Annotated in this window: 27 protein-coding genes and 1 other RNA gene; 21 read left to right on the top strand and 7 right to left on the bottom strand. The window is 67.7% G+C overall.

Annotated features, from left to right (window positions below; translation table 11 throughout):
* Positions 1-111 precede the first annotated feature (111 nt).
* Positions 112-750, top strand: coding sequence for a GNAT family N-acetyltransferase (locus ASC46_RS15295; protein WP_055460169.1), 639 nt, complete (start codon positions 112-114; stop codon positions 748-750).
* An 8-nt stretch (positions 751-758) separates the two neighbouring features.
* On the opposite strand, the gene nudC is transcribed toward ASC46_RS15295, so the two are convergent.
* Complete coding sequence (nudC, locus tag ASC46_RS15290) at positions 759-1,736, bottom strand: NAD(+) diphosphatase (RefSeq protein ID WP_245280579.1); 978 nt, start codon at positions 1,734-1,736, stop codon at positions 759-761.
* A 14-nt stretch (positions 1,737-1,750) separates the two neighbouring features.
* Positions 1,751-2,176 carry an HIT domain-containing protein gene (locus ASC46_RS15285; RefSeq protein WP_055460168.1) on the bottom strand — a complete coding sequence of 142 codons (426 nt, stop codon included), beginning with the start codon at positions 2,174-2,176 and terminating at the stop codon, positions 1,751-1,753.
* Positions 2,177-2,345: 169 nt separating this feature from the next.
* Between ASC46_RS15285 and ffs the strand changes: the two genes are divergently transcribed.
* The 7 genes from ffs to ASC46_RS15260 all read left to right on the top strand — a co-directional run bounded on the left by ffs (position 2,346) and on the right by ASC46_RS15260 (position 8,157).
* An RNA gene (gene ffs, locus ASC46_RS20920) (signal recognition particle sRNA small type) lies at positions 2,346-2,442 on the top strand.
* 99 nt (positions 2,443-2,541) lie between these two features.
* Positions 2,542-4,380, top strand: coding sequence for a DNA polymerase III subunit gamma/tau (locus ASC46_RS15280; RefSeq protein WP_096335384.1), 1,839 nt, complete (start codon positions 2,542-2,544; stop codon positions 4,378-4,380).
* Between the two features lie 55 nt (positions 4,381-4,435).
* Positions 4,436-4,759: a YbaB/EbfC family nucleoid-associated protein gene (locus ASC46_RS15275; RefSeq protein WP_055460167.1), complete on the top strand. Its 324-nt coding sequence runs from the start codon at positions 4,436-4,438 to the stop codon at positions 4,757-4,759.
* 10 nt (positions 4,760-4,769) lie between these two features.
* Entirely contained in the window at positions 4,770-5,312 is a 543-nt protein-coding gene (locus ASC46_RS21315) for a hypothetical protein (protein ID WP_141659697.1), read from the top strand.
* 5 nt (positions 5,313-5,317) lie between these two features.
* Positions 5,318-5,920: a recombination mediator RecR gene (gene recR, locus ASC46_RS15270; RefSeq protein WP_055460166.1), complete on the top strand. Its 603-nt coding sequence runs from the start codon at positions 5,318-5,320 to the stop codon at positions 5,918-5,920.
* Between the two features lie 82 nt (positions 5,921-6,002).
* Entirely contained in the window at positions 6,003-6,542 is a 540-nt protein-coding gene (locus ASC46_RS15265) for a retropepsin-like aspartic protease family protein (protein WP_055460165.1), read from the top strand.
* A 115-nt stretch (positions 6,543-6,657) separates the two neighbouring features.
* The gene (locus tag ASC46_RS15260) at positions 6,658-8,157 is read left to right on the top strand and encodes a phosphomannomutase/phosphoglucomutase (RefSeq protein ID WP_055460164.1); all 1,500 of its coding nucleotides are present in this window, start codon (positions 6,658-6,660) and stop codon (positions 8,155-8,157) included.
* Positions 8,158-8,166: 9 nt separating this feature from the next.
* Here the strand turns inward: ASC46_RS15260 and ASC46_RS15255 are convergent, their stop codons facing one another.
* The 4 genes from ASC46_RS15255 to ASC46_RS15240 all read right to left on the bottom strand — a co-directional run bounded on the left by ASC46_RS15255 (position 8,167) and on the right by ASC46_RS15240 (position 10,738).
* Positions 8,167-8,805, bottom strand: coding sequence for an HAD family hydrolase (locus ASC46_RS15255; RefSeq protein ID WP_055460163.1), 639 nt, complete (start codon positions 8,803-8,805; stop codon positions 8,167-8,169).
* Between the two features lie 87 nt (positions 8,806-8,892).
* Positions 8,893-9,531 (bottom strand): TadE/TadG family type IV pilus assembly protein, encoded by a 639-nt coding sequence (locus tag ASC46_RS15250; RefSeq protein ID WP_055460162.1) that lies wholly within the window; start codon positions 9,529-9,531, stop codon positions 8,893-8,895.
* A gap of 4 nt (positions 9,532-9,535) precedes the next feature.
* The gene (locus ASC46_RS15245; RefSeq protein ID WP_055460161.1) at positions 9,536-10,138 is read right to left on the bottom strand and encodes a TadE/TadG family type IV pilus assembly protein; all 603 of its coding nucleotides are present in this window, start codon (positions 10,136-10,138) and stop codon (positions 9,536-9,538) included.
* A 129-nt stretch (positions 10,139-10,267) separates the two neighbouring features.
* Positions 10,268-10,738, bottom strand: coding sequence for a pilus assembly protein N-terminal domain-containing protein (locus ASC46_RS15240; RefSeq protein ID WP_245280578.1), 471 nt, complete (start codon positions 10,736-10,738; stop codon positions 10,268-10,270).
* Between the two features lie 543 nt (positions 10,739-11,281).
* Between ASC46_RS15240 and ASC46_RS20915 the strand changes: the two genes are divergently transcribed.
* The 9 genes from ASC46_RS20915 to ASC46_RS15200 all read left to right on the top strand — a co-directional run bounded on the left by ASC46_RS20915 (position 11,282) and on the right by ASC46_RS15200 (position 20,030).
* Positions 11,282-11,458 (top strand): Flp family type IVb pilin, encoded by a 177-nt coding sequence (locus ASC46_RS20915; RefSeq protein WP_063189812.1) that lies wholly within the window; start codon positions 11,282-11,284, stop codon positions 11,456-11,458.
* Between the two features lie 101 nt (positions 11,459-11,559).
* Complete coding sequence (locus ASC46_RS15235; RefSeq protein ID WP_055460159.1) at positions 11,560-12,069, top strand: A24 family peptidase; 510 nt, start codon at positions 11,560-11,562, stop codon at positions 12,067-12,069.
* Between the two features lie 122 nt (positions 12,070-12,191).
* Positions 12,192-12,986, top strand: coding sequence for a Flp pilus assembly protein CpaB (gene cpaB, locus ASC46_RS15230; protein ID WP_055460158.1), 795 nt, complete (start codon positions 12,192-12,194; stop codon positions 12,984-12,986).
* Positions 12,987-13,001: 15 nt separating this feature from the next.
* Positions 13,002-14,510 (top strand): type II and III secretion system protein family protein, encoded by a 1,509-nt coding sequence (locus tag ASC46_RS15225; protein WP_082464866.1) that lies wholly within the window; start codon positions 13,002-13,004, stop codon positions 14,508-14,510.
* 31 nt (positions 14,511-14,541) lie between these two features.
* Positions 14,542-15,264 (top strand): CpaD family pilus assembly protein, encoded by a 723-nt coding sequence (locus tag ASC46_RS15220; RefSeq protein WP_055460156.1) that lies wholly within the window; start codon positions 14,542-14,544, stop codon positions 15,262-15,264.
* Positions 15,264-16,523, top strand: coding sequence for a CpaE/TadZ family protein (locus ASC46_RS15215; RefSeq protein ID WP_055460155.1), 1,260 nt, complete (start codon positions 15,264-15,266; stop codon positions 16,521-16,523). The genes ASC46_RS15220 and ASC46_RS15215 overlap by 1 nt, the downstream gene beginning before the upstream one ends.
* Before the next feature lie 25 nt (positions 16,524-16,548).
* The gene (locus ASC46_RS15210) at positions 16,549-18,015 is read left to right on the top strand and encodes a TadA family conjugal transfer-associated ATPase (RefSeq protein ID WP_055460154.1); all 1,467 of its coding nucleotides are present in this window, start codon (positions 16,549-16,551) and stop codon (positions 18,013-18,015) included.
* 19 nt (positions 18,016-18,034) lie between these two features.
* Positions 18,035-19,039, top strand: a complete 1,005-nt coding sequence (locus ASC46_RS15205) for a type II secretion system F family protein (protein ID WP_055460259.1) — start codon at positions 18,035-18,037, stop codon at positions 19,037-19,039.
* Positions 19,040-19,055: 16 nt separating this feature from the next.
* Complete coding sequence (locus tag ASC46_RS15200) at positions 19,056-20,030, top strand: type II secretion system F family protein (protein WP_245280586.1); 975 nt, start codon at positions 19,056-19,058, stop codon at positions 20,028-20,030.
* A 107-nt stretch (positions 20,031-20,137) separates the two neighbouring features.
* Here the strand turns inward: ASC46_RS15200 and ASC46_RS15195 are convergent, their stop codons facing one another.
* Positions 20,138-21,091 (bottom strand): GlxA family transcriptional regulator, encoded by a 954-nt coding sequence (locus ASC46_RS15195; RefSeq protein WP_245280577.1) that lies wholly within the window; start codon positions 21,089-21,091, stop codon positions 20,138-20,140.
* 118 nt (positions 21,092-21,209) lie between these two features.
* On the opposite strand from ASC46_RS15195, the gene ASC46_RS15190 reads away from it, so the two are divergent.
* The 4 genes from ASC46_RS15190 (at position 21,210) to ASC46_RS15175 (ending at position 25,480) form a co-directional block, all read left to right on the top strand.
* Positions 21,210-22,361: a DJ-1/PfpI family protein gene (locus tag ASC46_RS15190; RefSeq protein WP_055460257.1), complete on the top strand. Its 1,152-nt coding sequence runs from the start codon at positions 21,210-21,212 to the stop codon at positions 22,359-22,361.
* Between the two features lie 71 nt (positions 22,362-22,432).
* Entirely contained in the window at positions 22,433-23,104 is a 672-nt protein-coding gene (locus tag ASC46_RS15185) for a dihydrofolate reductase family protein (RefSeq protein WP_055460152.1), read from the top strand.
* Between the two features lie 67 nt (positions 23,105-23,171).
* Positions 23,172-23,822, top strand: coding sequence for a dihydrofolate reductase family protein (locus ASC46_RS15180; protein WP_055460151.1), 651 nt, complete (start codon positions 23,172-23,174; stop codon positions 23,820-23,822).
* Positions 23,823-24,238: 416 nt separating this feature from the next.
* Complete coding sequence (locus tag ASC46_RS15175; protein WP_055460150.1) at positions 24,239-25,480, top strand: MFS transporter; 1,242 nt, start codon at positions 24,239-24,241, stop codon at positions 25,478-25,480.
* The last annotated feature ends 8 nt before the right edge of the window (positions 25,481-25,488 follow it).

Here is a 25,488-nt window from a genome sequence, read left to right as displayed (position 1 = left end):
GGCCCCGTCAGCCGGCTCAGCGAAAGTCGTGTTGTCGTACCAGTGTCGCCCTTTTGTGGCCGTTCTCCTGGTCGAGGCTGCACGCCAATCGCTAGATCAGGGAGCCGCGCCATGTCGATCATCATCAGACGTGCCACACCGGCCGACATCGAGGCCATCGGTCGTCTCGTCATCGACGTTTGGCGGGAGACCTACCGCGGCATCCTGTCCGACTATGTGCTCGCGACCCAGACCGTGCCGGTCGGCGAGCGCAGCATCCGCTTCGTCGGGCTCGACAGCGACGGCAGCGGCCGCGCCGCGCTCGTCGCCGAGCGGGCCGGCGCAATTGTAGGCTTCGCCGCCGCGGGTCCCGCGACTGACGGCAGCCTCGGCACCGCAGCCGAGATCGCGCCCCCCTATGTCGCCCGACGGCTCCAGTTCCGCGGCATCGGCGGACGCCTGATGGGCGGCCTCGCCCATGCGCTCATGGCCTCTGGTCATGCCAGCGCCGGCCTTTGGATTCCGCGCGACAACGTGGCGGCGGTGGCCTTCGCCCGCGCGCTGGGCGGCACCGTCGCCGGCACGCGCAGCACCTGCGCCGGCGAGACGATGCTCGAGGAAATAGCGGTCATCTGGCCCGATCTCAACGATCTCGCCGTCTGGCACGAGGAGCCGGTCGCACTCTCCCGCGCCGGCCGGGCGGCACCGGGCCTTGCGGCATCCGACATCGTCGCCGCCGATGCGCTCGCCCGACTGCGGCCAGGCGGCTGATCGGCGGCTCAGAAGCTCTCGCCCTCCTCGACGAAGGCCTTGAGGATGTGGTGCGCGATGGCGAAGGGCAGCGGGGCGGTGAACCCGTCCGGGTGCTCGCCGCGCAGCATGGCACCGACCTCCGCCCGCGTGAACCAGCGCGCGTGCTCCAGTTCGATCGCATCCACCACGAGATCCTCGTCGAGGGCCTCGGCGAGGCAGCCGACCATCAACGACGACGGAAACGGCCAGGGTTGCGAGGCGAGGTAGCGCACCCTCCCGGTGCGGATGCCTGCCTCCTCCATGGTCTCGCGGCGCACGGCGTCCTCCACCGTCTCGCCCGGCTCCACGAAGCCGGCGAGGCAGGAATACATGCCGGGCGCGAAGCGCGCCTGCCGGCCGAGCAGACAACGGTCTCCACGAACCGCCAGCATGATGACGACCGGGTCGGTGCGCGGAAAGTGCTGGGCCCCGCAGGCGGCGCAATCCCGCCGCCAGCCGCCGCTGGCGCTCGCCGTCCGCGCTCCGCAATTGGCGCAGAAGCCGTGCCGGCGGTGCCAATCCATCAGGGCCTTGCCTTCGCCGAGCGGGCCGAGTTCGTCCTGCGGCAACAGACCCTGCACGGCGATGGAGCGCAGGTCGATGGCGAACAGGCCGGTCTCCTTGAGCCGCTCCACCTCGCCGGTTGCGATCAGCGTCGCGAACAACGGCGTACCGTCGAGCGTGCCGAGCAGGGCCGTCTCGGCGACCGGGGCGAGCGCCCCGGCCTCGGCCATGGTGAAGCGGGGCGTGAAGGCCTCGCCATCGCGCCTGAGGATCGGGACGTCTCCGGCGATGACGAAGGAGCGCGCCTCGGGCAGCGCCATCATCGCTGCAATGTCGCTCGCCTTCTCGCGCCGCTCGGAGTGGCGGACGAGACGGTTGCGGGAGAAGCCGATCCGCGCCGACCGTTCAGGAAAGATCTCGCCGGCCGGTAAGGCCGTGTTGTCGGACATGTTGCGGGCCATACATTCCATTCCTGTCATAGGCCAAGCCGGGCGCGCAGTCCCGCCATGAGGCGCTCGGCCGCGGCGACATCATAAGGCTCGGCACGGCCGGCGCCCCAGACCGGGCCCGGCCAGGCGGCATCGCCCCTCGTACGCGCGATCACGTGGACATGCAGCTGCGGCACCATGTTGCCCAGCGCCGCCACGTTGAGCTTGTCCGTCGGCACGAGATCGCGCAGCGCCTGCGACACCTGCCTAATCTCGGCGCTCAGCGTCGCGTGGTCCGCTTCCGACAGATCGACGAGTTCGCGCGCCTGCGCCCGGCGCGGCACGAGGATGAGCCAAGGAAAGCGGCTGTCGTTCATCAGGAGGAGTCGCGACAGCCCAAGCTCGCCAATGGCGCGCGTGTCCGCCTCAAGGCGTGCGTCGAGCTGGAAGGCATCGGTGGCGCTGTCTGGCATGTCGGGGAGGTCCGCATCCGGTCGGTCCGGCAATTGCCCAATCTATAGGCCTGCCGCGGCGATCGGCCAACGACGAAAGTGGGCGGGGCGCGCATTCGCGCGCCCCGCGCTGTGGAGCGGCTCCCGCTTGAAGCTTGCACAAGCGGCCACGATCCCCGATATAGGGGGCGGGAGGTTGGCGTTGGACGTTCCACTCGCCAACCGGGTCAGGTCCGGAAGGAAGCAGCCCTAACGAGCACGGGCGGGTCTTCGTTCAGCCTCCCACCTATCAGACCGGGATCTGGCCTCGCTCTCGGAACGTCGCCCACGGCGTCGGACACGTGGTTGCGGCCACGCTCCCCGTGAGCCGCAGCGTGAAGGGGCCGATGACGGATTTCGACACCGTGACGGACGAAAGCGGCGCACCGGACGATGCGCCTGCCCTGCCGGGCCTGCCGCAGCCGACCCCCGCGCCACAATCCGGCGCCTACCGCGTCCTCGCCCGCAAGTACCGCCCCCGCGCCTTCCCCGATCTCATCGGGCAGGAGGCGATGGTGCGCACGCTCTCCAACGCCTTCGAGACCGGCCGCATCCCGCAGGCCTGGATGCTGACCGGCGTGCGCGGCGTCGGCAAGACGACGACCGCGCGCATCCTCGCCCGCGCCCTCAACTACGAGCGCCCCGGCGTCACCGGCCCCACCGTCCACATGCCCGAGCTCGGCGTGCACTGCGAAGCCATCATGGAATCGCGCCATGTCGACGTGATGGAGATGGACGCCGCCTCGCACACCGGTATCGACGATGTGCGTCAGATCATCGACGGCATCCGCTACGCCCCCGTCTCGGCCCGCTACAAGGTCTACATCATCGACGAGGTTCACATGCTCTCGGAGAAGGCATTCAACGCCTTCCTGAAGACGCTGGAGGAGCCGCCGCCGCACGCCAAGTTCGTCTTCGCGACGACGGAGATCCGCAAGGTCCCCGTCACCATCCTCTCGCGCTGCCAGCGCTTCGACCTGCGCCGCGTCGAGGCGGGCACGCTCGTCGCGCATCTGACGCGGATCTGCGCTGCCGAGGCGGTGGAGGCCGAGCCGGAAGCCCTCGCCATGGTGGCCCGTGCCGCCGAGGGCTCGGTGCGCGATTCGCTTTCGTTGCTCGACCAGGCCATCGCCCACGGGGCGGGCCGCGTCGGCGTCGAGGAGGTCCGCGCCATGCTGGGCCTCGCCGACCGCGGCCGCATCATCGACCTGTTCGAGCATGTGATGCGCGGCGACCTGCCGGCCGCGCTCGGCGAGTTGAAGAGCCAGTATGACGCCGGTGCCGATCCCGCCGTCATTCTCACCGACCTGGCCGGCTTCACCCATTTCGTCACCCGCCTCAAGCTCGTGCCGGCCGCGGGTGAGGATGCCGCCATAACGGACGTCGAGCGCACGCGCGGCACCGACTTTGCGGCGCGGCTCTCGGTGCGCATCCTCTCGCGCACCTGGCAGATGCTGGTAAAGGGCATCGCGGAGGTGCAGGCGGCGCCCCGACCCATCGCGGCCGCCGAGATGGTGCTGGTGCGCCTCGCCTATGCCGCCGACCTGCCGACGCCGGACGAGGCGCTGCGCCTCCTGCGCGAGGGCAATGCCTCCGCCCCCCCGGGCAGCGGCGGTGCCGGGCCCGCCGGTGGCGGCGCGACGATGAGCGGCACCGAAAGCCCGCGCCCGATGCTGGCCGCGAGCGGCCCTACCCTCGCCCGGGCGCCCGCCGCGGCCCCGGCCATGGAGCCCGCCGTGCCGCAGATGCGGCTCGCCCGCTTCGAGGACCTCGTGGCGCTCGCCGGCGAAAGGCGTGACATCGGGCTGAAGCGCGCGCTGGAGCGCGACGTGCGCCTCGCCCATTTCGAGGACGGGCACGTGGAATTTGCGCTCGTCGACGGGGCGAGCAAGACGCTCGCCGGCGACCTCTCGCGCCGCCTGCAGGAGTGGACGGGTCGGCGCTGGGTCGTCTCCATCGCCCGCGAATCCGACACCCCGACCCTGCACGAGAAGGCGGAAGCGGAAGCTGCCGAGCGCCTCAGCGGCGTCGCCGGCCACCCGCTCGTCCAGGCGGTGATGCAGCGCTTTCCCGGCGCCGCGATCGTCGACGTGCGCAACATCACGGCCGAGGAAGCTCCGGCGCAGCCGGTGGGGGAAGGGCTCGCCCCGGCGGACGAAGAGCTCTATATCGACGATGACTTCTGATCGGACCGGCGTCCGGTCGCCCGATGTTCTGATCGCTTGAGCGGGAGCCACGACCATGAAGGACCTGATGGGCCTGATGAAGCAGGCGCAGGCCATGCAGCAGAAGATGGCCGACATGCAGGCCGAGCTCGGCAACCTCGAGGTCGAGGGCACGGCTGGCGGCGGCGTGGTCTCCATCCGTATGACCGCCAAGGGCGAAGTCCGCGCCGTCAGCATCGACCCGAGCCTGATGAACGCCGACGAGAAGGAGATCCTCGAAGACCTCCTCGTCGCCGCCAGCAACGACGCGCGCCAGAAGGGCGAACGCCTCGCCCAGGAGCGCATGGCCGAACTGACCAAGGGCCTGCCGCTGCCGCCCGGGATGAAGCTGCCGTTCTGAGGGGTATTTCGTGTTCCTAGAACAGAGCCTTGCTGCAATTCTCGGAGGTATCGTGGCGGGCGTATTTACGCTTGCGGGTGCCTATTGGTCTTTGCGTTGGCAGTTCACCAGACAGCAACGTGAGCGTGACCTAAGCGTGAGAACGCTTTGTAAATATACAATATCATATGTCCATGACATGGCTATTGAGCTTGACAATATTTATAAGATCAATGGATTTATATCGTACAAGATTATCGACATAATAGAAACAACTATACAGATTTTTAATAGAAATATGGAGCATATGATTTTTGTAACGGACGAAAAATTACGGGAAGAAGTTCGATATTTTTTGTACGAGATGTTTTACAGGATTCAGACGGCAAAGAATATACAGATTTCCCTTGACCAGGTACTGCGACAGGCAGGACTGGATGCTACAAGCGGAAAGATGGAAGAAGCAGCCGCCGCCGAAAAGGTGAACGAGCTTAAAGGCGCCGCGCAAGAAGCTATACTTCAGATTGTCCGCCATTCACTCGCAGGGGCGGAACTGAAAACAAAATTGCAGTAAGAATAATGCCCTCACCCGTCGGACCCGAGATCGAGCGTCTCATCCAACTTCTCGCCCGCCTGCCCGGGCTCGGCCCCCGCTCGGCCCGGCGGGCGGCGCTGCATCTCATCAAGAAGCGCGAGCAATTGCTCGCGCCGCTCGCCGAGGCTGTGCGCATCGCCGCCGAGCGCGTCGTCGTCTGCTCCAGCTGCGGCAATGTCGACACCAGCGACCCCTGCGCCATCTGCGCCGATGCGCGGCGCGACCCCTCCGTCCTCATCGTGGTCGAGGACGTGTCCGACCTGTGGGCGCTGGAGCGCGCGGCCGTCATGAACGCGCGCTACCATGTTCTCGGCGGCGTGCTCTCGGCGCTCGACGGCGTGCGGCCGGAGGATCTGAACCTCGAGGGGCTCGTTGCGCGCGCCGCTGCGCCGGAGGTCAAGGAAGTCATCCTCGCCCTCAACGCCACCGTCGACGGCCAGACGACAGCCCATTACATCACCGACCTCCTCTCGCAGCTGCCGGTGAAGATCACGCGCCTCGCCCATGGCGTGCCTGTCGGCGGCGAGCTCGACTATCTCGACGAGGGCACGCTCTCGGCCGCCATCCGCCAGCGCACGTCGTTCTGATGTCCACGCCGGCAGTTCACGCGCCGTTCATGCTTGCCCCGCATGATGGCGCCGGACGTCGCCGCGCGCGAGGAAGGGCTGCATGACGGGGTTCATCGTGAAAACCACGGCGGCGGCGCTCGTCGTGGTCGCGCTCGCCCTGTTCGTCACGGCCGATCTTGCCGGACGCCTCTCGGGGCCGGGCGGACCCGCCGACACGGAGGCGGCCGCCTCAGCCGTCGACATCCCTGCCCCATCGCCGGCGAGCGGCACGAGCGAACACCTGACCAAGGACCGCAACGGCCATTTCGTGGCCGCGGCGCACATCAACGGCGTCGCTGTGCGCATGCTGGTCGACACAGGCGCGAGCCTTGTCGTCCTCAACGAGGACGATGCGGCGCGCGTCGGCATGCGCCCCTTCCCGAGCGACTACAGGCACCGGCTGAACACCGCCAACGGTGTGACGCTGGGCGCTCGCAGCATCTTGCGCGAGGTGCGGCTCGGAAGCATCGTCGTGCGCGACGTGGATGCCGTCATCCTCAAGCGCGAGGCGCTCGCCACCGGCGGGCTCCTCGGCATGTCGTTCCTCTCCCGCCTCGGCGGCTTCGAGACCACTGCCGACACGATGGTGTTGAAACCTTGAGGCAAAAGCGACGTTGATCCCCTCGGTCCAGCTTCCGCCGCCATTGGCGGCGAGGCTTGGAGCCGAGCCACAGCCCGTTATCCCGAGTGCCCATCAGAAGGACGAAGCCAACTCCATGTTTCCGAAGCCTCTGCCGGCCCTGACGCCGAACACCTACGACTACGAATCGCTGCCGATGGTGAAGCCGACCGGCTTTCGCGAATACGACGCCCGCTGGCTGTTCCAGAAGGAAATCAACCTCATGGGCGTGCAGGCGCTGGGCATGGGCCTCGGCACGCTCATCAAGGAGATGGGGGTCAAGCCCGAGATCGTGACCGGGTACGACTTCCGCGGCTATTCCTCGGCCATCAAATATGCCCTCGTCTCCGGCCTCATGGCCGCCGGCGTCCGGGTGAAGGACATCGGCCTCGCTCTGTCGCCGATGGCCTATTTCGCACAGTTCGACCTCGACGTGCCGGCGGTCGCCATGGTCACCGCCTCGCACAACGACAACGGCTGGACGGGCGTGAAGATGGGCGCGCGCCGCCCCGTCACTTTCGGCCCCGAGGAGATGGGCCGGCTCAAGGACATCGTGCTGTCGGCAAGCTTCGACCTCACCGGCGGCGGCGCCTATGAATTCGTCGAGAACTTCCCCGCCCGCTACATCGCCGACCTCACCGACCGGCCGAAGCTGACGCGCAAGATCAAGGTCGTCGCCGCGTGCGGCAATGGCACGGCCGGCGCCTTCGCGCCGAAGGTGCTGGAGGCGATCGGCTGCGAGGTGATCCCGCTCGATGCCGAGCTCGACCACACCTTCCCGCGCTACAACCCCAACCCCGAGGACATGAAGATGCTTCATGCCATGGCGGAGAAGGTGCGCGCGACGGGCGCCGACGTCGGCCTCGGCTTCGACGGCGACGGCGACCGCTGCGGCGTCGTCGACAACGAGGGCAACGAGATCTTCGCCGACAAGATCGGCGTCATGCTCGCGCGCGACCTGTCGAACCTCCACCCCGGTGCCACCTTCGTGGTGGACGTGAAGTCGACCGGCCTCTTCAACACCGATCCCGCCCTGCAGAAGAATGGCGTGAAGGTGGATTACTGGAAGACCGGCCACAGCTACATCAAGCGCCGCGTCAGCGAGCTTTCGGCGCTCGCTGGCTTCGAGAAGTCGGGCCACTTCTTCTTCAACAAGCCGGTCGGCCGCGGCTATGACGACGGCATCCTGACGGCCCTCGCCGTCTGCGACATGCTGGACCGCAACCCGACGAAGTCGATGGCCGATCTCTACCGCGACCTGCCGAAGACCTGGGGCTCGCCAACCATGGCGCCCCACTGCGCCGACGAGGTGAAGTACGAGGTCGTCGAGCGCGTGGTGAAGCGCTTTGTCGCAATGAAGGACGCGGGCGAGGCCGTCGCCGGACAGAAGATCGCGGACCTCGTCACGGTGAACGGCGTGCGCGTCGTCGCCGAGGACGGCACCTGGGGTCTCGTGCGCGCCTCCTCCAACAAGCCGGAACTCGTCGTCGTCGTCGAGAGCCCGGTGTCGGAAGCGCGCATGCGCGAGATGTTCAAGGCCGTCGACACGGTGCTGCGCGAGAACCCGGAAGTCGGCACGTACAACCAGACGATCTGACCGTCTGTATCACACGGGCAGGCCCTCGGCCCTGAGGGCCTGCGCCAGGCGGACAGGATCGGTGAAATGGTGCGCGGCCATGCCGACGGCACGGGCCGCCGCCACATTGGCCGGGCTGTCGTCGATGAAGAGGCACTCCGCGGCAGTGAGGCCGTAACGCTCGACGAACAGGCGGTAGATCGCCTCGTCCGGCTTAACCAGCTTCTCCTGCGCCGAGACGACGGTGCCGAGGAAGCCCTCGAGGAAGGGAAAGCGCGCACGCGCGAGGGCGAACTTCTCGGCCGAGAAATTGGTGATGGCATAGGTCGGCACACCGGCGGCGCGCAACGCCTCCAGGATGCGCACCGTGCCCTCGATGGCACCCGGCACCATCTCGTCCCAGCGCCGGTCATAGGCCTCGATCTCCGCCCGCCACTGCGGGAACGCCGCCACGCGTTCCGCAATTGCCTCGGCGAAGGAACGGCCGCGATCCTGCTCCAGGTTCCATTCCGGCGTGCAGACCTCCGCCAGGAAGCGCTCGACCCGCTCCTCGTCACCGTCGAAAATGCGGCGGTAGAGGTGGCGCGGATCCCAGGAAATCAGAACGTTGCCGACGTCGAAGACGACGGTGGTGATGCGCGTCCTGGTCGCGACCTCACGGTCGATCATGGTGCGGCTGGCTCCCTGAGGCTGAATCGCGGGCTGCAATCTGCGCCACGGCGGCGGCGCGCACAAGTCGCCGGCGCGGGTCCGCGTTCAGCTCACCTTGCAGGTCGACTGGCCGTCGCGCGCGACCTGCGCCACCGAGCGTGGGCGCATGTAGGTCGTCTCCGTCATGCGCAGGACGCCGTTGTCGAAGACATTGCCGAACAGGCCCAGCATCTCGAAGACGCCGGCAAGACCGGTGGAATAGGGGTAGGTCACCTGGCCGACGATGACGGAAGAACTGACGTTGCTGGCAAGATCCGCCGCCGACGCGGGGAAGGTGTATGCCGACCCCGCCGCCGGCGCGATGCCGGCCTTGTTGGCATCGGACCAGCACACGCGCGCCGCCCCCTTGCTGTCGATGTAGACGCTGAAGAGGGCAAGCTCCGCCGCGGCCGGAGAATAGGGCGCCATCACCGCCGCCGCGGCCGCGAAAATGTTGTCCTTCTCGCTGTCGCTGATGCGGCTGCGCTGGGCGGTGAGATCGGCCAGCGCCCGCGAGGCGATGGTCAGCTTACGATCGATGCTGATGCCGATAGTCGTCACGGCCATGCCGAGATACATGATGAGCATGAGCGGCAGCACGAGCGCGAACTCGACCGCGGCAACGCCACGCCGATCGCACCTGAAGGCACGGAACCGCGCTGTCAAACGGGTCGGGGCTGCGGAGATTTTGCCGGCAACGCTCATGCACTCATGCCCCCGAGGCCTGCGGCTGCGGAAATGGCTCGTTGCGGAAGGCCGCCGAGGACATGATCAGCCGGTTGCCGTTGGCGAGATTGCCGAGGCCGGGATTGAGCAGCGGCACAAAGATCCGCACCTCGAGCGCGACGCGCACCACGACGATGTCGCCCGCCTGGCCCGGCGAGAAGGTGAAGTCGCGCGTGTCGACCTCGCCCCGGTCGTTGATGGGTAGCGACGTGTCCGCCCCGGCAAAACCGGCGACGGTGCGCACGTCGATGGCGGCGCGCGCGCGGCACTCCTCCGCGCTGACCAGCACGAAGGGGCCCTGCGCGCACACGTCCTCCTTGAATCTCTTCAGCTTTTCATCCATCGAGCCGCCGTAGGCGCCGGCCTGCACCTGGCCGGTAAGGATGAGCCGCGCCGAATTCTGCACCGCCGTCTCGAGCGACTGTTCCGTAAAGAAGACGAGCGCTGTCTCGATCAGCGTGAACATCAGGGCTATAAAGGGGATGACGACGATGGCGAATTCGACCGCCGTCGCGCCCTCGTCATTGCGGCCGAACAGCCGCAACAGGGATATGAAACGGCGGGAACGTTGCTTGGTCGAGCCCATTTGGCTTTCCCCCTGCCCATCGTCATCGCCGCCGCCCGCACCGGCCGACAGTGCCTTCCTTCAACGGGATGCAAGATATGGCCATGCAATCCGCAGCGCCAGCAAAAGCCGGAACGATGGTTACGGCAACTATTCGCCGGTGGCGAGCTTGTTGCGCTGCTTGGCCTGTTCTGTCCGCTCGGAGAAGTAGCTCATGTCGTCGCCGAGCGTCAGCATGGGCTGGCAATTCGGCGTGCACGACAGCGACTCCCGCCCGGTGCCGCGCATGACGGTGACGACCGTCGCCGCCGGCGCCTCCACCTGGATCAGGGATTCGGCAACGACATTGCCGCCCGCGTCGATCGCGATGAGATTGGTGGTGCCGTAGCTCTTGCCGGTGACGACGAGGACGCCGTTGCGCTGCAGGTTCACGTCCGCGATGGCCGGATTCCCGACGACGACCGTCTGCGCGCCGGCCGGCAGGCGCACGAGCCGCGCCTGGTCGGCCGTGACCGTGACCGTCTCGCCCGCCGTCAGCGCTTGCGCCGGCGAGGAGGCCGCAAGACAGGCAAGCGCTACGGCAACCGCGGCAAGTCCGGCCCGGCCATAGGCCAAGCTCATGTTCCAGCGCCCCATCATGCCGCCAATCCCTCACCTTCCCACGAATATTGCCGACAACTTGCCGGAGAATGGTGAAACTTTGCCTAACGCACCTCGCCCCCATGTCCATTGATGCAAACAGTGCAACAGCACGGCGCTGGAGTGCGCGACCGCCTCCAGCCGTCATGCCCGGGCTTGTCGCGGGCATCCACCTCCCGGAAGTCGCGCAACATCAAGGCGTGGATGGCCGGGACGAGCCCGGCCATGACGGGAGCGGTGCGCCCAGCGCCGCCGAAACGCTCACATGCGGAACAGCTTCGACAAACCCGGCGCAGGACCAGATTGGGCATCCCCGCCGCCCCTCCTCCGGACGGGACAGTTACTATTTGTCGACAATTGTAATAACCTACGTTTAACTATGTTGCGCAAGTCGTCAGCATGTGCCACTTTCTCTGATCACTTTAACTTTGCCGAAAGAAGCAGGCGATAACGTCGACGCCAGTTCCGAGCGGTGCAGCGAAAACAACCGGCGGACAGTGCAGCAGTGATAGCAGGAGTTCATCCATGAAGATGCTGTTTTCCCGTTTTGTCAGCGACGAGTCCGGCGCCACCGCCATCGAATACGGTCTGATTGCCGCTTTAGTAGCCGTTGCCATCATTACCGCGCTTACTACGCTCGGAACGGATCTCGGCAGCATCTTCGGCAAGGTCAGCGGAGAATTGCAGAAGGCGGCAAATTAAAATTTGCGCTTTGTAGGATAACGGCCCTATGCGGGGCCGTTATCCCTATTTGAAGCTCCGGATGTCTGGATACAGATCAAACATCCCTTGGAGTCGCAGCCATGATCGACATCGCCATCCTTACGCTCTTTCCTGCGCTCATGGCCTTCGCGGCCGCGAGCGACATTGCGACGATGACGATCTCGAACAAGGTCAGCCTCGCGCTTGTCGCCGGTTTCTTCCTCGTCGCCTTCGCCGCCAGCCTGCCGCTGCCGGTGATCGGCTGGCATCTGGTGGCGGGCGGTCTCGTTCTGGGGATCACCTTCGCCCTCTTCGCTGCAGGTTGGATCGGCGGGGGCGATGCCAAGCTCGCGGCGGCGACCGCGCTCTGGTTTGGCTTCGGCCACCTGGTGCCTTATCTCATCGTCACCTCAGTCCTCGGCGGCCTTCTCACCCTCGTGTTCCTGAAGCTGCGCAGAACGCCGCTGCCGGCCTTCGCCCTCGGCTGGGGCTGGGCGCAGCGCCTGCATGCCGCCAACCGCGGCATTCCCTATGGCGTCGCCCTCGCCGGCGCCGCGCTTTTCGTCTATCCGCACACGGACATCTGGCAGGCAGCGCTCATAGCCCGTTGAGGGATCCACCCACGCGCACCATTCGAGCGGTCGGACATACGTTCTGTTAACCATAATTTGACGATTGGCTGATCAGATTCGCGACAATGGGGGAGTGACCCTCGTCCGGGTCTCTGATCGACATGAAACCAGCCCGTCTCGTCATCCTCGGCGTCGCGCTCGTCGCGGGCGTGGCCGCAGCCTATCTCGCTGCAGGCCGCAAGCCGCCGCCCGCGCCGGCTCCCGTCGCGACCGCCCCGGCGCAGAAGATTGAAGAAGTGCTCGTCGCCGCCGTCGACGTACCCATGGGCAACGGCCTCAAGGCGGCGGACCTGCGCTGGCAGGCCTGGCCGGAGGATGGCGTACCAAAGGGCGCCATCACCCGCGCGGCAAGCCCCGGCGCCATGGAGGACATCTCCGGCGCGATCGCACGCACCGCCATCCTGGCGGGCGAGCCCGTCCGACACGAGCGACTGATCAAGGCCGACGGCTCGGGCTTCATGTCAGCCATCCTGCCCACCGGCAAGCGCGCCATCGCCATCAGCATCGACAACCGCGGCGCCTCCTCCGCCGGTGGCTTCATCCTGCCCAACGACCATGTCGACGTCATCCGCACCTGGCGCGACGAGGAGGCCTCGAAGCAACAGGGCGTCGACGTGACGGTGGCCGAGACCGTCCTCACCAACATCCGCGTGCTCGCCATCGGCCAGACCGTGCAGGAGAAGGACGGGGAAAAGGTCGTCACCGGCGAGACGGCGACGCTTGAGGTCGATCCCGCCCAGGCGGAAGTCCTGACGCTCGCCCAGAAGGTGGGGCAGATCTCGCTCGCCCTGCGCTCCCTCGCCGATGCCAACGATACCGGCGCGATCACCCGCGGCGACGATGGCCCGCTCACCATCGTGCGCTTCGGCGTGCCGGTGCAGACCCCGAGACGCTGAGCCATGGCAGCCCCGATGCACAAGACAGCACAGCCGGCGGCGCCCGGGCCGCAAGCCACCGGAACCGCCGAGCGGAGGAGCCTGCGGCTTCTCCTGCTCGCCGGCCTCGCCGCCGCGGCACTCGCCCTGCCGGCGGCGGCTTCCCCGCAGGGAACGATGGCCGCCCCCACGCTCGCTGTTGGCGGCGACGAGCATGCCATCGCCCGCCGCATCGACCTCTCCATCGGCCGTTCGATCGTGGTCGATCTGCCGCGCGACGCCAAGGAGGTCTTTGTCGCCGACCCCAAGATCGCCAATGCCGTGGTGCGCTCGACACGCAAGGTCTTCCTCATCGGCGTCGCCGACGGCGCCACCTCCATCTTTGTCATGGACGCCGCCGGCCGGCAGATCGCGGCCTTCGAGATCACAGTGGGCCGGGACCTCAACATCCTGCGTCAGACCTTGCGCACGGCCATGCCGCATGCCCAGATCGAGGTGAAGCCGGCGGGCGAATCCGTGCTCCTCGTCGGCTCCGTCGCCAATGCGGGCGAGGCCCAGCAAGCGAGCGATATCGCCGGTGCCTTCCTCGGCGACACCGGCGGCGCCAATGGAAGTGGCGGCCAAGGAGCGGGCGGCTCCCCGAGCCGAGTCATCAACGCGCTCACGATCCGGGGCAAGGATCAGGTCATGCTCCGCGTCACCGTGGCGGAGATCAAGCGCAACGTCGTCAAGCAGCTCGGCATCGACACGACCGGTGAATGGCGGCTCGGCGACATGACATTGACCGGGGCCGTCACCAACGCCTTCGGTCTCGGCAATGAATCGCCGGCGAGCAGTATCGGCGTCAGCGGCGGCGGCAATTCCGCGACCTTGCGCGCCCTCGAGCAGGCCGGCGTCGCCCGCACCCTCGCCGAGCCGACGCTCACCGCCGTTTCGGGCGAAACGGCGACCTTTCTCGTCGGCGGCGAGGTGCCGATCCCGACCGGCTACGACTGCCAGGGTCCGAACGGCAGCAACTGCACGACGACGGTGACCTTCAAGAAGTTCGGCGTCGCCCTCACCTTCACGCCGGTCGTGCAGTCGGAAGCACGCATGAGCCTGCGCGTCGCGACCGAGGTGTCGGAGATCGACAACCAGAACACTTACCGCAGCAACACCCTCATCATCCCCGGCTTCACCGTGCGCCGGTCGGAGACCACGGTCGAACTGCCTTCCGGCGGCACGCTCGTCACGGCCGGCCTCATCCAGCAGAAGTCGCGCCAGGCCATCAACGGCTTCCCGGGCCTGCTCAACATCCCGATCCTCGGCACGCTCTTCCGCTCGCGCGACTACCAGCGCGACGAGAGCGAGCTGATGATTGCCGTCACGCCCTATATCGCCAAGCCCATGAGCGCCAATGCCGTTACCCGGCCTGACGCCGGCTTTGCCGACGCCATGGATCCGCAGACGGTCTTCCTCGGACGCCTCAACCGCGTTTACGGCAAGGGCAGCAACGCTCCGCAGCCCGCCGTGGCGCGCGGTATCTTCGGTTTCATCAATGACTGACGGGACCAGCCACTCGCGCGGAGACGCCGCCATGCCCCGCACCCGCTCCACAGCCCTCCCTCGTCTTGCCGCGGCGCTCCTCGCCCTGCCCTTCGCCGCCTGCGGAGCCGACCGCTACGTGACCAACGCGACCTATCCGGCCGACTTCCGCGAGCGTCACCCGATCACCCTTGTCGACGCGCCGGAGACACTGGACGTCTTCGTGACATCGGCCCGCGGCATCGATGCCCGCCAGCGCGCCGATATCCTCGCCTACGCGGCCGAATACCGCCGCCACGGCAAGAGCCTCGTCACCGCCTACATGCCGGCCGGCACCGGACAGGAACGCGCCCTCCACGGGGCGCTGCAGGCGGTTCGGCAGGTCTTTTCCGAGGCTGGCGTACCGGCCTCCGCCCTGACCGTGGCGCGCTACAATCCGACCGAGCCGATGCTCGCGGCGCCCATCCGTCTGAGCTATGCCAAGCTGGGCGCCCGCGTCGACAGCAAGTGCGGCGAGTGGCCTGAGGACCTCGCCAGCGGCAGCAGCGTCGACGGCTGGAAGAATCGGCCCTACTGGAATCTCGGCTGCGCCTACCAGGCCAATTTCGCGGCGCAGGTCGCCGATCCGCTCGACCTTGCCCGGTCGCGGCCCGAGGGGCGTGTCGACACTGTCAAGCGGCTCAACGCCAACGAGAAGCTGCGCCAGGGGCAGGATCCCTCGACGAAATACACCATCGACGCCACCCAGATCAGCGACGCGGCCGGAGGCAACTGATGGCGAGCGCCCATGACCCTGCGCGCAACGAGACCGGAGAGCGCCTGATCGCGCCGGTGCCGCGCGTCACCATCGAGGCCTTCTGCGAGACGCCGGCCGTCGCCGCGGTAATGGAGATCGTCGCTGCCGACCGGCGCCTCGCCCGCGCCCAAACCAAGCTCGCCATGGGCGGCGCCTCGGCGGCGGTCGAGGCCTTCCGCCACGCCCCTACGCCCAACGTCATCATCCTCGAGACGAACAGCGACCGCGAGGCGATCCTCACCCATCTCGACAGTCTGTCGGAGGTCTGTGACGTCGGCACCCGGGTGCTCGTCGTCGGCCATGTCAACGACGTTCAGCTCTATCGCGAGCTCGTGCGCCGCGGCGTCAGCGACTATCTCATCGCCCCGCTCTCCGTCGTCGACACAATCGCCGCCATTTCGGATCTGTTCGCGACGCCCGGGGCCGAGCCGCTGGGACGCACCATCGCGGTCATCGGCGCCAAAGGCGGCGTCGGCGCCTCCACCGTGGCGCACAACCTCGGCTGGTCCATCGCCCGGTCGGCGCATCTGGCCACCGTCATCGCCGATCTCGACATCGCCTTCGGCACCGCCGGCCTCGACTTCAACCAGGACCCGCCGCAGGGCATCGCCGAGGCCGTGTTCTCGCCGGACCGGGTCGACGCCAATCTCGTCGACCGCCTGCTGTCGCGCTGCAGCGACAATCTCAGCCTGCTGGCCGCCCCGGCCGTGCTCGACCGCACCTGTGACCTCAACGAAAGCGCCTTCGACCAGCTTCTCGACGTGTTGCGCGCCTCGATCCCGGCCATCGTCCTCGACATGCCGCACGTCTGGACGGCCTGGCTGCGCCGGGTGCTGATCGCCGCCGACGAGATCGTCATCGTCGTCGAACCGGACCTCGCCAACCTGCGCAACGCCAAGAATCTCGCCGACCTCCTGCGTCAGACGCGCCCGAACGACCGCAAGCCGCGCCTCGTGCTCAACCGTGTCGGCGTGCCCAAGCGGCCGGAGATCACGGCTGCCGACTTCCTGAAGGCGTTCGACGCCGAGCTCGCCGCCACCATTCCCTTCGATGCGCAGCTTTTCGGAACGGCGGCAAACGGCGGGCAGATGCTGTCGGAGGTGCAGCCCTCCGGCAAGGTGCCCGCCGTCTTCGACGAGCTCGCCGCAGCCATCACCGGGCGGGCCGAGCAGCGGCGGGGGCGGGCTAGTGCCTTCCTGACGCCTATCATCGCCCGGCTCGCCCGGCGCAAATCATAGCGGCGGCACAGAAACGGGACGCGACATGTTCGGCAAGCGGACGAGCCAGAACGGCCCCCTCGGCGGGGCGGCACCGGCCTTCCAGCCGGCGCGGCCCACTCCGGCCGCCGCGCCGGCACGGGTCGATCCGCCGCCACGCGCCGCGCCGGCGCCATCGACCCCGCAGCCCGAGCCGCCGCGGCCGGAAAAGCGCCACTCGGAGGAATATTACCAGACGAAGAGCATGATCTTCGGCGCCCTCATCGAAGCGATCGATCTGTCGCAGCTCGTCAAGCTCGACACAGAGACGGCGCACGACGAGATTCGCGACATCGTCACCGAAATCATCGCCCTCAAGAACGTCGTCATGTCGATCGCCGAGCAGGAGGAACTGCTCGACGACATCTGCAACGACGTGCTCGGTTACGGCCCGCTCGAGCCGCTGCTCGCCCGTGACGACATTGCCGACATTATGGTCAATGGCGCGGGCCACACCTACATCGAGGTCGCCGGCAAGATCCAGCGCTCCAACGTGCGCTTCCGTGACAACCAGCAACTGATGAACATCTGCCAGCGCATCGTCAGTCAGGTCGGCCGGCGCGTGGACGAGGCGTCCCCCATCTGCGACGCGCGCCTGCCGGATGGCTCGCGCGTCAACGTCATCGTGCCGCCGCTCGCCATCGACGGGCCAGCGCTCACCATCCGCAAGTTCAAGAAGGACAAGCTGACGCTCGACCAGTTGGTGACCTACGGCTCCGTCTCGCAGGAGGGCGCCGAGGTGCTGCGCATAATCGGCCGCGTCCGCTGCAACACCATCATCTCGGGCGGCACGGGTTCGGGCAAGACGACCCTGCTCAACTGCCTCACCCGCTACATCGACCACGACGAGCGCATCATAACCTGCGAGGATGCGGCCGAGCTGCAACTGCAGCAGCCGCATGTGGTGCGCCTGGAGACGCGCCCTCCCAACCTCGAGGGCCAGGGCCAGGTGACGATGCGTGACCTCGTGCGCAACTGCCTGCGCATGCGCCCCGAGCGCATCATCGTCGGCGAGGTGCGCGGCGCGGAAGCCTTCGACCTACTGCAGGCCATGAACACTGGCCACGACGGCTCCATGGGCACGCTCCATGCCAATTCGCCACGCGAGGCGCTGTCGCGCCTCGAATCCATGATCACCATGGGCGGCTTCGCGCTGCCCTCGCGCACCATCCGCGAGATGATCTGCGCCTCGGTCGACGTCATCATTCAGGCCGCGCGCCTGCGCGACGGCTCGCGCCGCATCACCCACATCACCGAGATCATGGGTATGGAGGGTGATGTGATCATCACACAGGACATCATGACTTACGACATCACCGGCGAGGACGCGAACGGGCGCCTCCTCGGCCAGCACCGGTCGACGGGCATCGGACGGCCGCGCTTCTGGGAGCGGGCGCGCTATTTCGGCGAGGACCACCGCCTTGCCGCCGCGCTCGATGCCATGGAGCGCACGGGCGGCGAAGCCATCGCGTGAAGGCCGCACCATGGACGAGATGCTGCTGACCCTCTTCGGTTCCTTCGCCCCCGCGAACCTCGCCGTCGCGGCGCTGGTGACGGTGGCGGTCGGCGGTGTCGCCTACGTCCTCGTCTATCCCTGGCTGTCGGGCGAGAAGCGGGCCGAGGCACGGCAGAAGGCGCTCGTCGGCACCTCCGCCCAGCGCGCCGCCGAGCGGCTCAACGCGGCCACCGCCAGCAAGCGCGAACAGGTGGCGCAGAGCCTCAAGGAGATCGAGGCCCGCGAGAAGCGGCGCAACAGGCTCTCCCTCGAGACGCGCATCACCCAGGCCGGCCTTGCCTGGACGAAGCCGCGCTTCTTTCTCGTCAGCGCCGGGCTCGGCCTTGCCACGGCGCTCCTCCTCTTCCTCATGACGCATCGGCCCGCCATGGCACTCGCCGGCCTCTTCGTCGGCGCCCTCGGCCTGCCGCGCTGGCTGCTCGCCCACCTGCGCGGCAAGCGGATGAAACGCTTCGTCGAGGAACTGCCGAACGCCCTCGACGTCGTGGTGCGCGGCGTGCGCGCCGGCCTGCCACTCGGCGACTGCCTGAAGATCATCGCCTCGGAGGCGGCCGAGCCGGTGCGCTCCGAGTTCCGCGCCATCGTCGAGGCGCAGGCGCTCGGCCTCTCCGTGACGGACGCCTGCGCGCGACTGCCCGAGCGCATGCCCATTCCCGAAGCGAATTTCTTCGCCATCGTCATCGCCATCCAGCAGAAAGCGGGCGGGAACCTGTCGGAGGCGCTCGGCAACCTCTCGCGCGTTCTGCGCGAGCGCAAGAAGATGAAGGGCAAGATCCAGGCGATGAGCATGGAAGCCAAGGCCTCCGCCGGCATCATCGCCTCGCTGCCCTTCGTCGTCGCCATCCTCGTCTACATCACGAGCCCCAGCTACATCGAACTTCTGTGGCTCAAGGACACGGGCAAGATCGCCCTCGCCGTCTCGGGCGGCTGGATGCTGGTCGGGATCATCGTGATGCGCAACATGATCGACTTCGACTTCTGAGGAGGCACGGGTGGCGATCGTCGAGGCCCTCACCGACCGGCTGCTCGACAGTCAGTTCATGCTGGCGCTCCTTGCGGCCATCGCCGCCGCCGGTACGGTGCTGACGCTCGCCCTGCCGCTTGTCGAGCGCAACGCGCTCGACAAGCGCATGAAGGCGGTGGCACTGGAACGGGACAAGATCCGCGCCCGCGAGCGCGAGCGCATGATGGGCCAGCAGCGCGCTTCCCTGCGCCAGCAGCCCAAGGCCTACATGAAGCAGGTGGTCGACCGGTTCAACCTCGGCCACTGGCTCGGCACCGACACGGCCCGGGCACGCCTGACAATGGCCGGCTACCGCGGCCAGCAGGCGGAAATTGCCTTCCTGTTCTTCCGCATGGTGCTGCCCATCGGCCTGTGCCTCGTCACGGCCTTCTACGTCTTCGTGCTCCTCAAGCTGCATCAGCCGCTCGCCATCCGGCTCGGCATCGTCATCTTCGCCGCCTATGCCGGCATCAAGCTGCCGGAGCTCTTCGTCTCCAACGCCATCCAGAAGCGGCAGACTTCGATCCGCCGGGCTTGGCCGGACGCACTCGACCTGCTGCTGATCTGCGTCGAATCCGGCATGTCGATCGAGCAGGCCTTCCGCAAGGTGGCCCAGGAGATCGGTCCCCAGTCCGTGCCGCTCGCCGAGGAGCTGACGCTTGCCACGGCGGAACTCTCCTACCTGCCGGACCGGCGCGCCGCCTTCGAGAATCTCGGCACCCGCACGGGCCTCGACATCGTCAAGAACGTCGCGACCGCGCTCATCCAGGCCGAGCGCTACGGCACCTCGCTCGGCCAAGCCCTGCGCGTACTCGCGCAGGAGAGCCGCGACCAGCGCATGAACGAGGCCGAGAAGAAGGCGGCGGCCTTGCCGCCCAAGCTCACCGTGCCGATGATCCTCTTCTTCCTGCCGGTGCTCTTCGTCGTCATCATCACCCCGGCCCTCATCCAGGTCTTCGGCTGGAAGTGACGGATCGGCCCGCCGGAGGAAGGCAGCCATCACTCCGTGCCTGGTCGCCTGCTCGAAGGATCGCGCGCAGCTGCGCCGGCACAAAGCCGGCCTGCCACCTGCGAGCCTTACAGCACGGCATGCATGGCGCGAAAGAGTCGCGGCGCGACACCGAAACGGCGCTCGAAGGCTTCCGTGAGCCGCGCGGGCGGAAAGAGGCCGACCTGCGCCGCGACCGCTTTCAGCGAGAGCCCCCGCGACAACAGCATGCGCGCCGCATCGAGCCGCGCGGTCTCCACGAAACGGGCGGGCGTCTCGCCCGTCGCGGCCACGAACCGGCGGTGGAAGGTGCGCTCGGTCATGCCAGCGCGGGCGGCGAGCGATGGCACATCGAGCGGAGCATCGAGGTTGGCCTGAATCCATCCGATGAGGTCCGCGAACGGGCTGTCGCCCTTGACCTGCGCCTTGAGGACGGGGCTGAACTGGGACTGGTAGCCGGGGCGGCGGGCATAGAGGATGAGCCGCTTCGCGACCTCGCCGGCGATCGTTGCGTCGAGGTCGTGCGCGATCATCGCCAGCGCCATGTCGATGCCGGTCGTCACCCCGGCCGAGGTCCAGAGCCGCCCGTCGACGACATAGAGCGCGTCCGAATCCACCGCGACCTTCGAAAAGGCGTCGGCAAACCGTCGGCATGCATCCCAGTGGGTCGCGACGCGATGGCCGTCGAAGAGGCCGAGCGCCGCCAGCACGAAGCCGCCGGTGCAGACGGAGCCGAAGCGCTCGGCCTGCCGGACGAGTGGCGGCAGAGCGGCCCGCAACACCGGGTCCGCCACCGCCGGCAGGAGGTGCTCCCGTTCCGCGCCGACGACCAGCACGGTCTGGAGGTCCCCAGGGCGCACATCGGTAATGGACCGCGTCTCGACCGCGACCCCGCTGCTGCTCTCCACGGCCCCGCCTGCGGCCGACAGCAGCGTGACTCGGTAGAACGCGGACCTCCCGTTCTGACCGAGAGCACGATTGGCGCCGGTGAACACGGATGCCGGCCCCGAGGGATCGAGCAGTTCGAAACCGGGATAGACCACGAAGGCCACGTGATGCATTGGCAGAAATTAGCGGTTATTTGTCATTCTTGCCAGAACCGACGACATCTAGTGTTGCTCGGGAAGCGCTGGGAGGCGCTCGATGCCGGAGCAGCTGCGCATGTCGAAGGTCCACCTCTTGTCAGGCGTTATGGTGGTCCTCATCCTCTGCCTCGCAGGTTTCGGAGGCTGGATCCTCAGCCTGCCGGCAGCACCGGCAGCTGTCGCGGCGCCGCCGGTCCCACGGGAGGAGGCGGAAGCCATGCTCGCTGCACTGAAACCCGTGAAACGCGCGCGTCCGCTCATCGCCGTCATCGCCCTCAACAACGCCACGGAGACGACCGACTATCTGGTGCCCTCGGGAATCCTGCGGCGCGCCGGTGTCGCCGATGTGATGATGCTCGCAACCGGCCCGGGGCCGGTGACGCTCTATCCGGCCCTCCGGGTCGTCCCCGATGCGACGCTCGCGCAATTCGACGCCGCGCATCCCGAAGGGGCGGACTATGTCATCGTGCCCGCCATGAGCCGCGACGACGACCCGGCCGTGCTCGCCTGGCTTACGTCCCAAGCGGCCAAGAAGGCGCGGATCATCGGCATCTGCGCCGGTGCCAAGGTCGTCGCTGCTGCCGGCCTGCTCGATGGCAGGCGCGCGACGACCCACTGGTATTATCTGCGCGAAATGCTGCGATGGAGCCCGACGACCACCCATGTCGCCGACCGGCGCATGGTGAGCGATGAGGCCGTCACGACCACCACGGGCATCAGCGCCTCCATGCCGATGATGCTGACGCTGATCGAGGCGATCGCTGGCCGGACCAAGGCAGAGGCAGTGGCCCGCGACCTCGGCATCGGGGCTTGGGATGCCCGGCACGCGAGCGGCGCGTTCAGGCTCACGCGCCCCTTCGCGGTGACCGTGCTCGCGAACAGGATCGCCTTCTGGAACCGGGACGAGTTCGGCCTCCGCCTCGAGGCGGGCGTGGACGAGGTGTCGCTGGCGCTGATGGCCGATGCCTGGTCGCGCACCTACCGGTCGCACGTCACGAGCTTCGCCGCTTCGGCGGATGCGATCGAGACCCGCAGCGGCCTTCGGCTCATCCCGGAAAGCCTTGCCGATGACTGGCCGGAAACCCGGCGCATCCTGCCCCTGCCGGCCGAGCGGCCGGCCCATGCGCTCGACCGGACGCTCGACGCGATCGCCGCGCGCTACGGAGGCGCCACCGCCGACGTGGTCGCCATGCAGCTCGAATACCCCCGCATGACGGCAGGCCGTTAGGCCGAACATGCGGCTCCCCCACGGCCTCCGCCTCGCGGGTCCGGCAGTGAACACCAGCAGGAGCAACCGACATGAGAAGGATCATCGCAACCGCCTATGTGTCACTCGACGGCGTCATGCAGGCTCCGGGGGGCCCGGAAGAGGATACCACGGGCGGCTTCGCTCTTGGCGGATGGCTCGTGCCCTATTGGGACGACATGATGAACAAGCGCATCATCGACAGCATGGCCGAGCCCTTCGACCTTCTTCTGGGGCGCCGGACCTACGAGATCTTCGCCGCCTACTGGCCGCACGCCGGTGACAACCCGATCGCCAACCGTTTCAACGCGGCGACCAAATACGTCGCCACGCGCAGCCTCGACCATCTCGACTGGGCCGGTTCCATCCGCATCGGCGGCGACGTGGCAGCCGAGATCACGCGGCTGAAATCGGGCGACGGCCCGGACGTCCAGACCTGGGGCAGCAGCGATCTGTTGCAGACGCTGACGACCGCCGGGCTGATCGACGAATACCGCGTCTGGATCTTTCCGCTTATCCTGGGGCGCGGAAAGCGCCTGTTCGAGGACGGCCTCCCGGCACGGGCGCTCGCGCTCGCCGACACGACGACCTCATCGACCGGCGTGGTGATCAACACCTACCGGCCGGCGGGGGAGGTGAAACCGGGATCGTTCGTCGCCGACGCGCCATCCGACGCGGAACTGGCGCGGCGCAGGAAGCTGGCGGACGAAGCCCGCGCATCGTGAGCCCGGGCGGTGGCGGCGAAACGGCCTCGCCGAGGCGCCGGGTACCCGATGAAGAGGAGCACCAGCCATGTCGCTCGCCCGCGTTCAGAACTTCTCCGTCTCGCTCGATGGTTTCGGCGCCGGCGAAGGCCTGAGCCGTGACAAGCCGTTCGGCCACGCCGGCGAGCGGCTGCACGAATGGATGTTCGCCACCCGGTGGGGCCGCGAGATGTTCGGCTTGCCGCCCGGCGGCACCGGCGGCGTCGACGACGCCTTCGCGCGGCAGTTCTATGCCGGCATCGGCGCCGAGATCATGGGTGCCGGGAAGTTCGGTCCTCCCGGCTGGCAAGGGAACCCGGAGTGGACGGGCTGGTGGGGGTCGAACCCGCCGTTTCACACGCCGGTCTTCGTCCTCACCCATCACCCGCGCCCGTCGATCGCGATGGGAGGCGGCACGACCTTCCATTTCATCGATGCCCCGCCGGCCGAAGCGCTGAAGCTCGCCCGCGAGGCGGCCAGCGGCAGGGACGTGCGTATCGGCGGCGGATCGATCGTCGTTCGAGACTTCCTGGCCGCGCGGCTCGTCGACCATGCGCATATCGCGGTGGTCCCGATCCTGCTCGGCCGGGGCGTACGTCTCTGGGACGGACTGGAGGGCCTCGAGAGCGATTACCAGATCGAAGCCACTTCCTCGCCCAGCGGCGTGACGCACATGACCTTCACGCGGAAAGATACGTGAAGCGCACCGTGAACCCAATCTCGCCAACGGATTAGCCTTGCGAGCATCGCGGTCCCGTGCCGCAGCGTCGCACTTCAACGGCATTTGCCACATGGTGGCCGCCGGCGAGGGCGTCGGTGTCGCACCCGAGGTCGCGGTACGCCGCTGCGGACGGTTCATGAGGCTCCAGTGGCTTCGGCGCACCGATGCCTGGGCCACGCACCGGCTGGCGAACTACGCCCGCCACAGGGCGGACCCGCGTCGCCGGTGCGGGCTGTGTGCGTCCCCCGCATGCGGCGGTTGCGCTCTGACGTCTCCGGGCAACTGAATGCGGCGGTTTCGGAACCCGATGGCGGAGCAGCGGTTTCAGGGACGCATTCACTCCACTTTTCGCCCGTAGGGATCTTCCACCACGACCAGACCGAGGAGGCCGGCCGATGCTCGTGCAGATCGGAACGCTCATTGCTGCGACGAGCCTTGTTCAGCTGGCCAACGGCTTCTTCAATACCTTCCTCTCGCTGCGCCTGACCATGGAGGATTTCGGCCCGACAAACACCGGCGTCGTCCTCAGCGCCTATTTCATCGGCTTCACCGCCGGCGCCGTCTGGTCGGGACGGCTGATCCGGCGCATCGGCCACATCCGCGCCTATGCGGCCTTCGCCGGCATGGTCGTGGCCGCGACGGCCGCCATGCCACTCGCCGTCTCGCCCACCGTCTGGATCGCCTGCCGGGCCGCCATCGGCCTCGGCTGCGTCGGCCTCTTCATCACCACCGAGAGCTGGCTCAACGCCAAGGCGGAGGCGAGCCAGCGCGGCCGCGTCTTCTCGGTCTACATGGTCGGCACCTTCACGGCCCTCGCCATCGGGCAGCTGCTGATCGGGCAATTGACGATCCAGTCCGCCGCCCCGTTCTACGTCATCATCGTGCTCTTCGCCCTCGCGCTCGTCATGGTCACGCTGACGCGGGCGGAAGCGCCCGGGATCATGCCGGAGGCGACGCTGCCCTACGGCGATCTCACCCGCCAGGCGCCGGTTGCCGTAACGGGCTGCGTCATCGGCGGCATGATCACCAGCGCCTTCTATGCCCTGGTGCCGGCCTGGATGCTGCGCGACGGCATCACGCAGGACACCATCGCCGTCTTCATGCTGGTGGCCGTGCTCGGCGGGCTTGCGCTGCAGGTGCCCGTGGGACGCCTGTCCGACCGCAATGACCGCCGCCTGGTCCTCGCCGGCCTTGCGGTGGGCTTTGCGGTTTCGGCCCTGCTGCTCGCGGTGCTACCGCCCAACCCGGCCGCGGTCCTGCCGGTCGCGGCGCTGCTTGGCGGCTTCATGTCGACCCTCTATCCGGTCAGCGTCGCCCACGCGCTCGACCGCATGCCCGCCGACCGCGTGGTGGCGGTCAGCGGCCGGCTGGTGCTCGTCAGCGGCTTCGGCTCGGCCCTCGGCCCGATGATCGGCTCGGGCGTGATGGCGCGGCTCGATATCGACGGCCTCCTGTATTTCATGGCATCGGTCGCTCTCCTGCTCGCTGCCGTGGCCCGGATACGCATCGCCTCGCGACCGCCCCCGGCCGTGCGCGCCGAGCGGCCTTTCGACATCCTCGACCCGACGACTGCCCCAATCTCGCAGGAGCCCGAGGCCACCGATCCCGACGGCGGCCCACGCGCCGTACCTAACTGAGCGCCTGC

The sequence above is a fragment of the Chelatococcus sambhunathii genome (genome assembly GCF_001418005.1).
GTDB classification, from domain to species: domain Bacteria; phylum Pseudomonadota; class Alphaproteobacteria; order Rhizobiales; family Beijerinckiaceae; genus Chelatococcus_A; species Chelatococcus_A sambhunathii.
Note: the sequence above shows the minus strand (reverse complement) of the source record. Positions and strands in the feature narration are given on the sequence as shown.

Excerpts from the sequence above, each read along its gene's own strand:
- ASC46_RS15175 (WP_055460150.1), top strand. The coding sequence starts at position 24,239 with ATGCTCGTGCAGATCGGAACGCTCATTGCTGCGACGAGCCTTGTTCAG.
- ASC46_RS15180 (WP_055460151.1), top strand. The coding sequence starts at position 23,172 with ATGTCGCTCGCCCGCGTTCAGAACTTCTCCGTCTCGCTCGATGGTTTC.
- ASC46_RS15245 (WP_055460161.1), bottom strand. The coding sequence starts at position 10,138 with ATGGGCTCGACCAAGCAACGTTCCCGCCGTTTCATATCCCTGTTGCGG.
- ASC46_RS15265 (WP_055460165.1), top strand. The coding sequence starts at position 6,003 with ATGACGGGGTTCATCGTGAAAACCACGGCGGCGGCGCTCGTCGTGGTC.
- ASC46_RS15225 (WP_082464866.1), top strand. The coding sequence starts at position 13,002 with ATGCACAAGACAGCACAGCCGGCGGCGCCCGGGCCGCAAGCCACCGGA.
- ASC46_RS20915 (WP_063189812.1), top strand. The coding sequence starts at position 11,282 with ATGAAGATGCTGTTTTCCCGTTTTGTCAGCGACGAGTCCGGCGCCACC.
- ASC46_RS15260 (WP_055460164.1), top strand. The coding sequence starts at position 6,658 with ATGTTTCCGAAGCCTCTGCCGGCCCTGACGCCGAACACCTACGACTAC.
- ASC46_RS15205 (WP_055460259.1), top strand. The coding sequence starts at position 18,035 with ATGCTGCTGACCCTCTTCGGTTCCTTCGCCCCCGCGAACCTCGCCGTC.
- ASC46_RS15210 (WP_055460154.1), top strand. The coding sequence starts at position 16,549 with ATGTTCGGCAAGCGGACGAGCCAGAACGGCCCCCTCGGCGGGGCGGCA.
- ASC46_RS15250 (WP_055460162.1), bottom strand. The coding sequence starts at position 9,531 with ATGAGCGTTGCCGGCAAAATCTCCGCAGCCCCGACCCGTTTGACAGCG.
- ASC46_RS15255 (WP_055460163.1), bottom strand. The coding sequence starts at position 8,805 with ATGATCGACCGTGAGGTCGCGACCAGGACGCGCATCACCACCGTCGTC.
- ASC46_RS15285 (WP_055460168.1), bottom strand. The coding sequence starts at position 2,176 with ATGCCAGACAGCGCCACCGATGCCTTCCAGCTCGACGCACGCCTTGAG.
- ASC46_RS15220 (WP_055460156.1), top strand. The coding sequence starts at position 14,542 with ATGCCCCGCACCCGCTCCACAGCCCTCCCTCGTCTTGCCGCGGCGCTC.
- ASC46_RS15240 (WP_245280578.1), bottom strand. The coding sequence starts at position 10,738 with ATGAGCTTGGCCTATGGCCGGGCCGGACTTGCCGCGGTTGCCGTAGCG.
- ASC46_RS15185 (WP_055460152.1), top strand. The coding sequence starts at position 22,433 with ATGAGAAGGATCATCGCAACCGCCTATGTGTCACTCGACGGCGTCATG.
- cpaB (WP_055460158.1), top strand. The coding sequence starts at position 12,192 with ATGAAACCAGCCCGTCTCGTCATCCTCGGCGTCGCGCTCGTCGCGGGC.
- ASC46_RS15280 (WP_096335384.1), top strand. The coding sequence starts at position 2,542 with ATGACGGATTTCGACACCGTGACGGACGAAAGCGGCGCACCGGACGAT.
- ASC46_RS15275 (WP_055460167.1), top strand. The coding sequence starts at position 4,436 with ATGAAGGACCTGATGGGCCTGATGAAGCAGGCGCAGGCCATGCAGCAG.
- recR (WP_055460166.1), top strand. The coding sequence starts at position 5,318 with ATGCCCTCACCCGTCGGACCCGAGATCGAGCGTCTCATCCAACTTCTC.
- ASC46_RS15295 (WP_055460169.1), top strand. The coding sequence starts at position 112 with ATGTCGATCATCATCAGACGTGCCACACCGGCCGACATCGAGGCCATC.
- ASC46_RS15215 (WP_055460155.1), top strand. The coding sequence starts at position 15,264 with ATGGCGAGCGCCCATGACCCTGCGCGCAACGAGACCGGAGAGCGCCTG.
- nudC (WP_245280579.1), bottom strand. The coding sequence starts at position 1,736 with ATGGCCCGCAACATGTCCGACAACACGGCCTTACCGGCCGGCGAGATC.
- ASC46_RS15190 (WP_055460257.1), top strand. The coding sequence starts at position 21,210 with ATGTCGAAGGTCCACCTCTTGTCAGGCGTTATGGTGGTCCTCATCCTC.
- ASC46_RS15235 (WP_055460159.1), top strand. The coding sequence starts at position 11,560 with ATGATCGACATCGCCATCCTTACGCTCTTTCCTGCGCTCATGGCCTTC.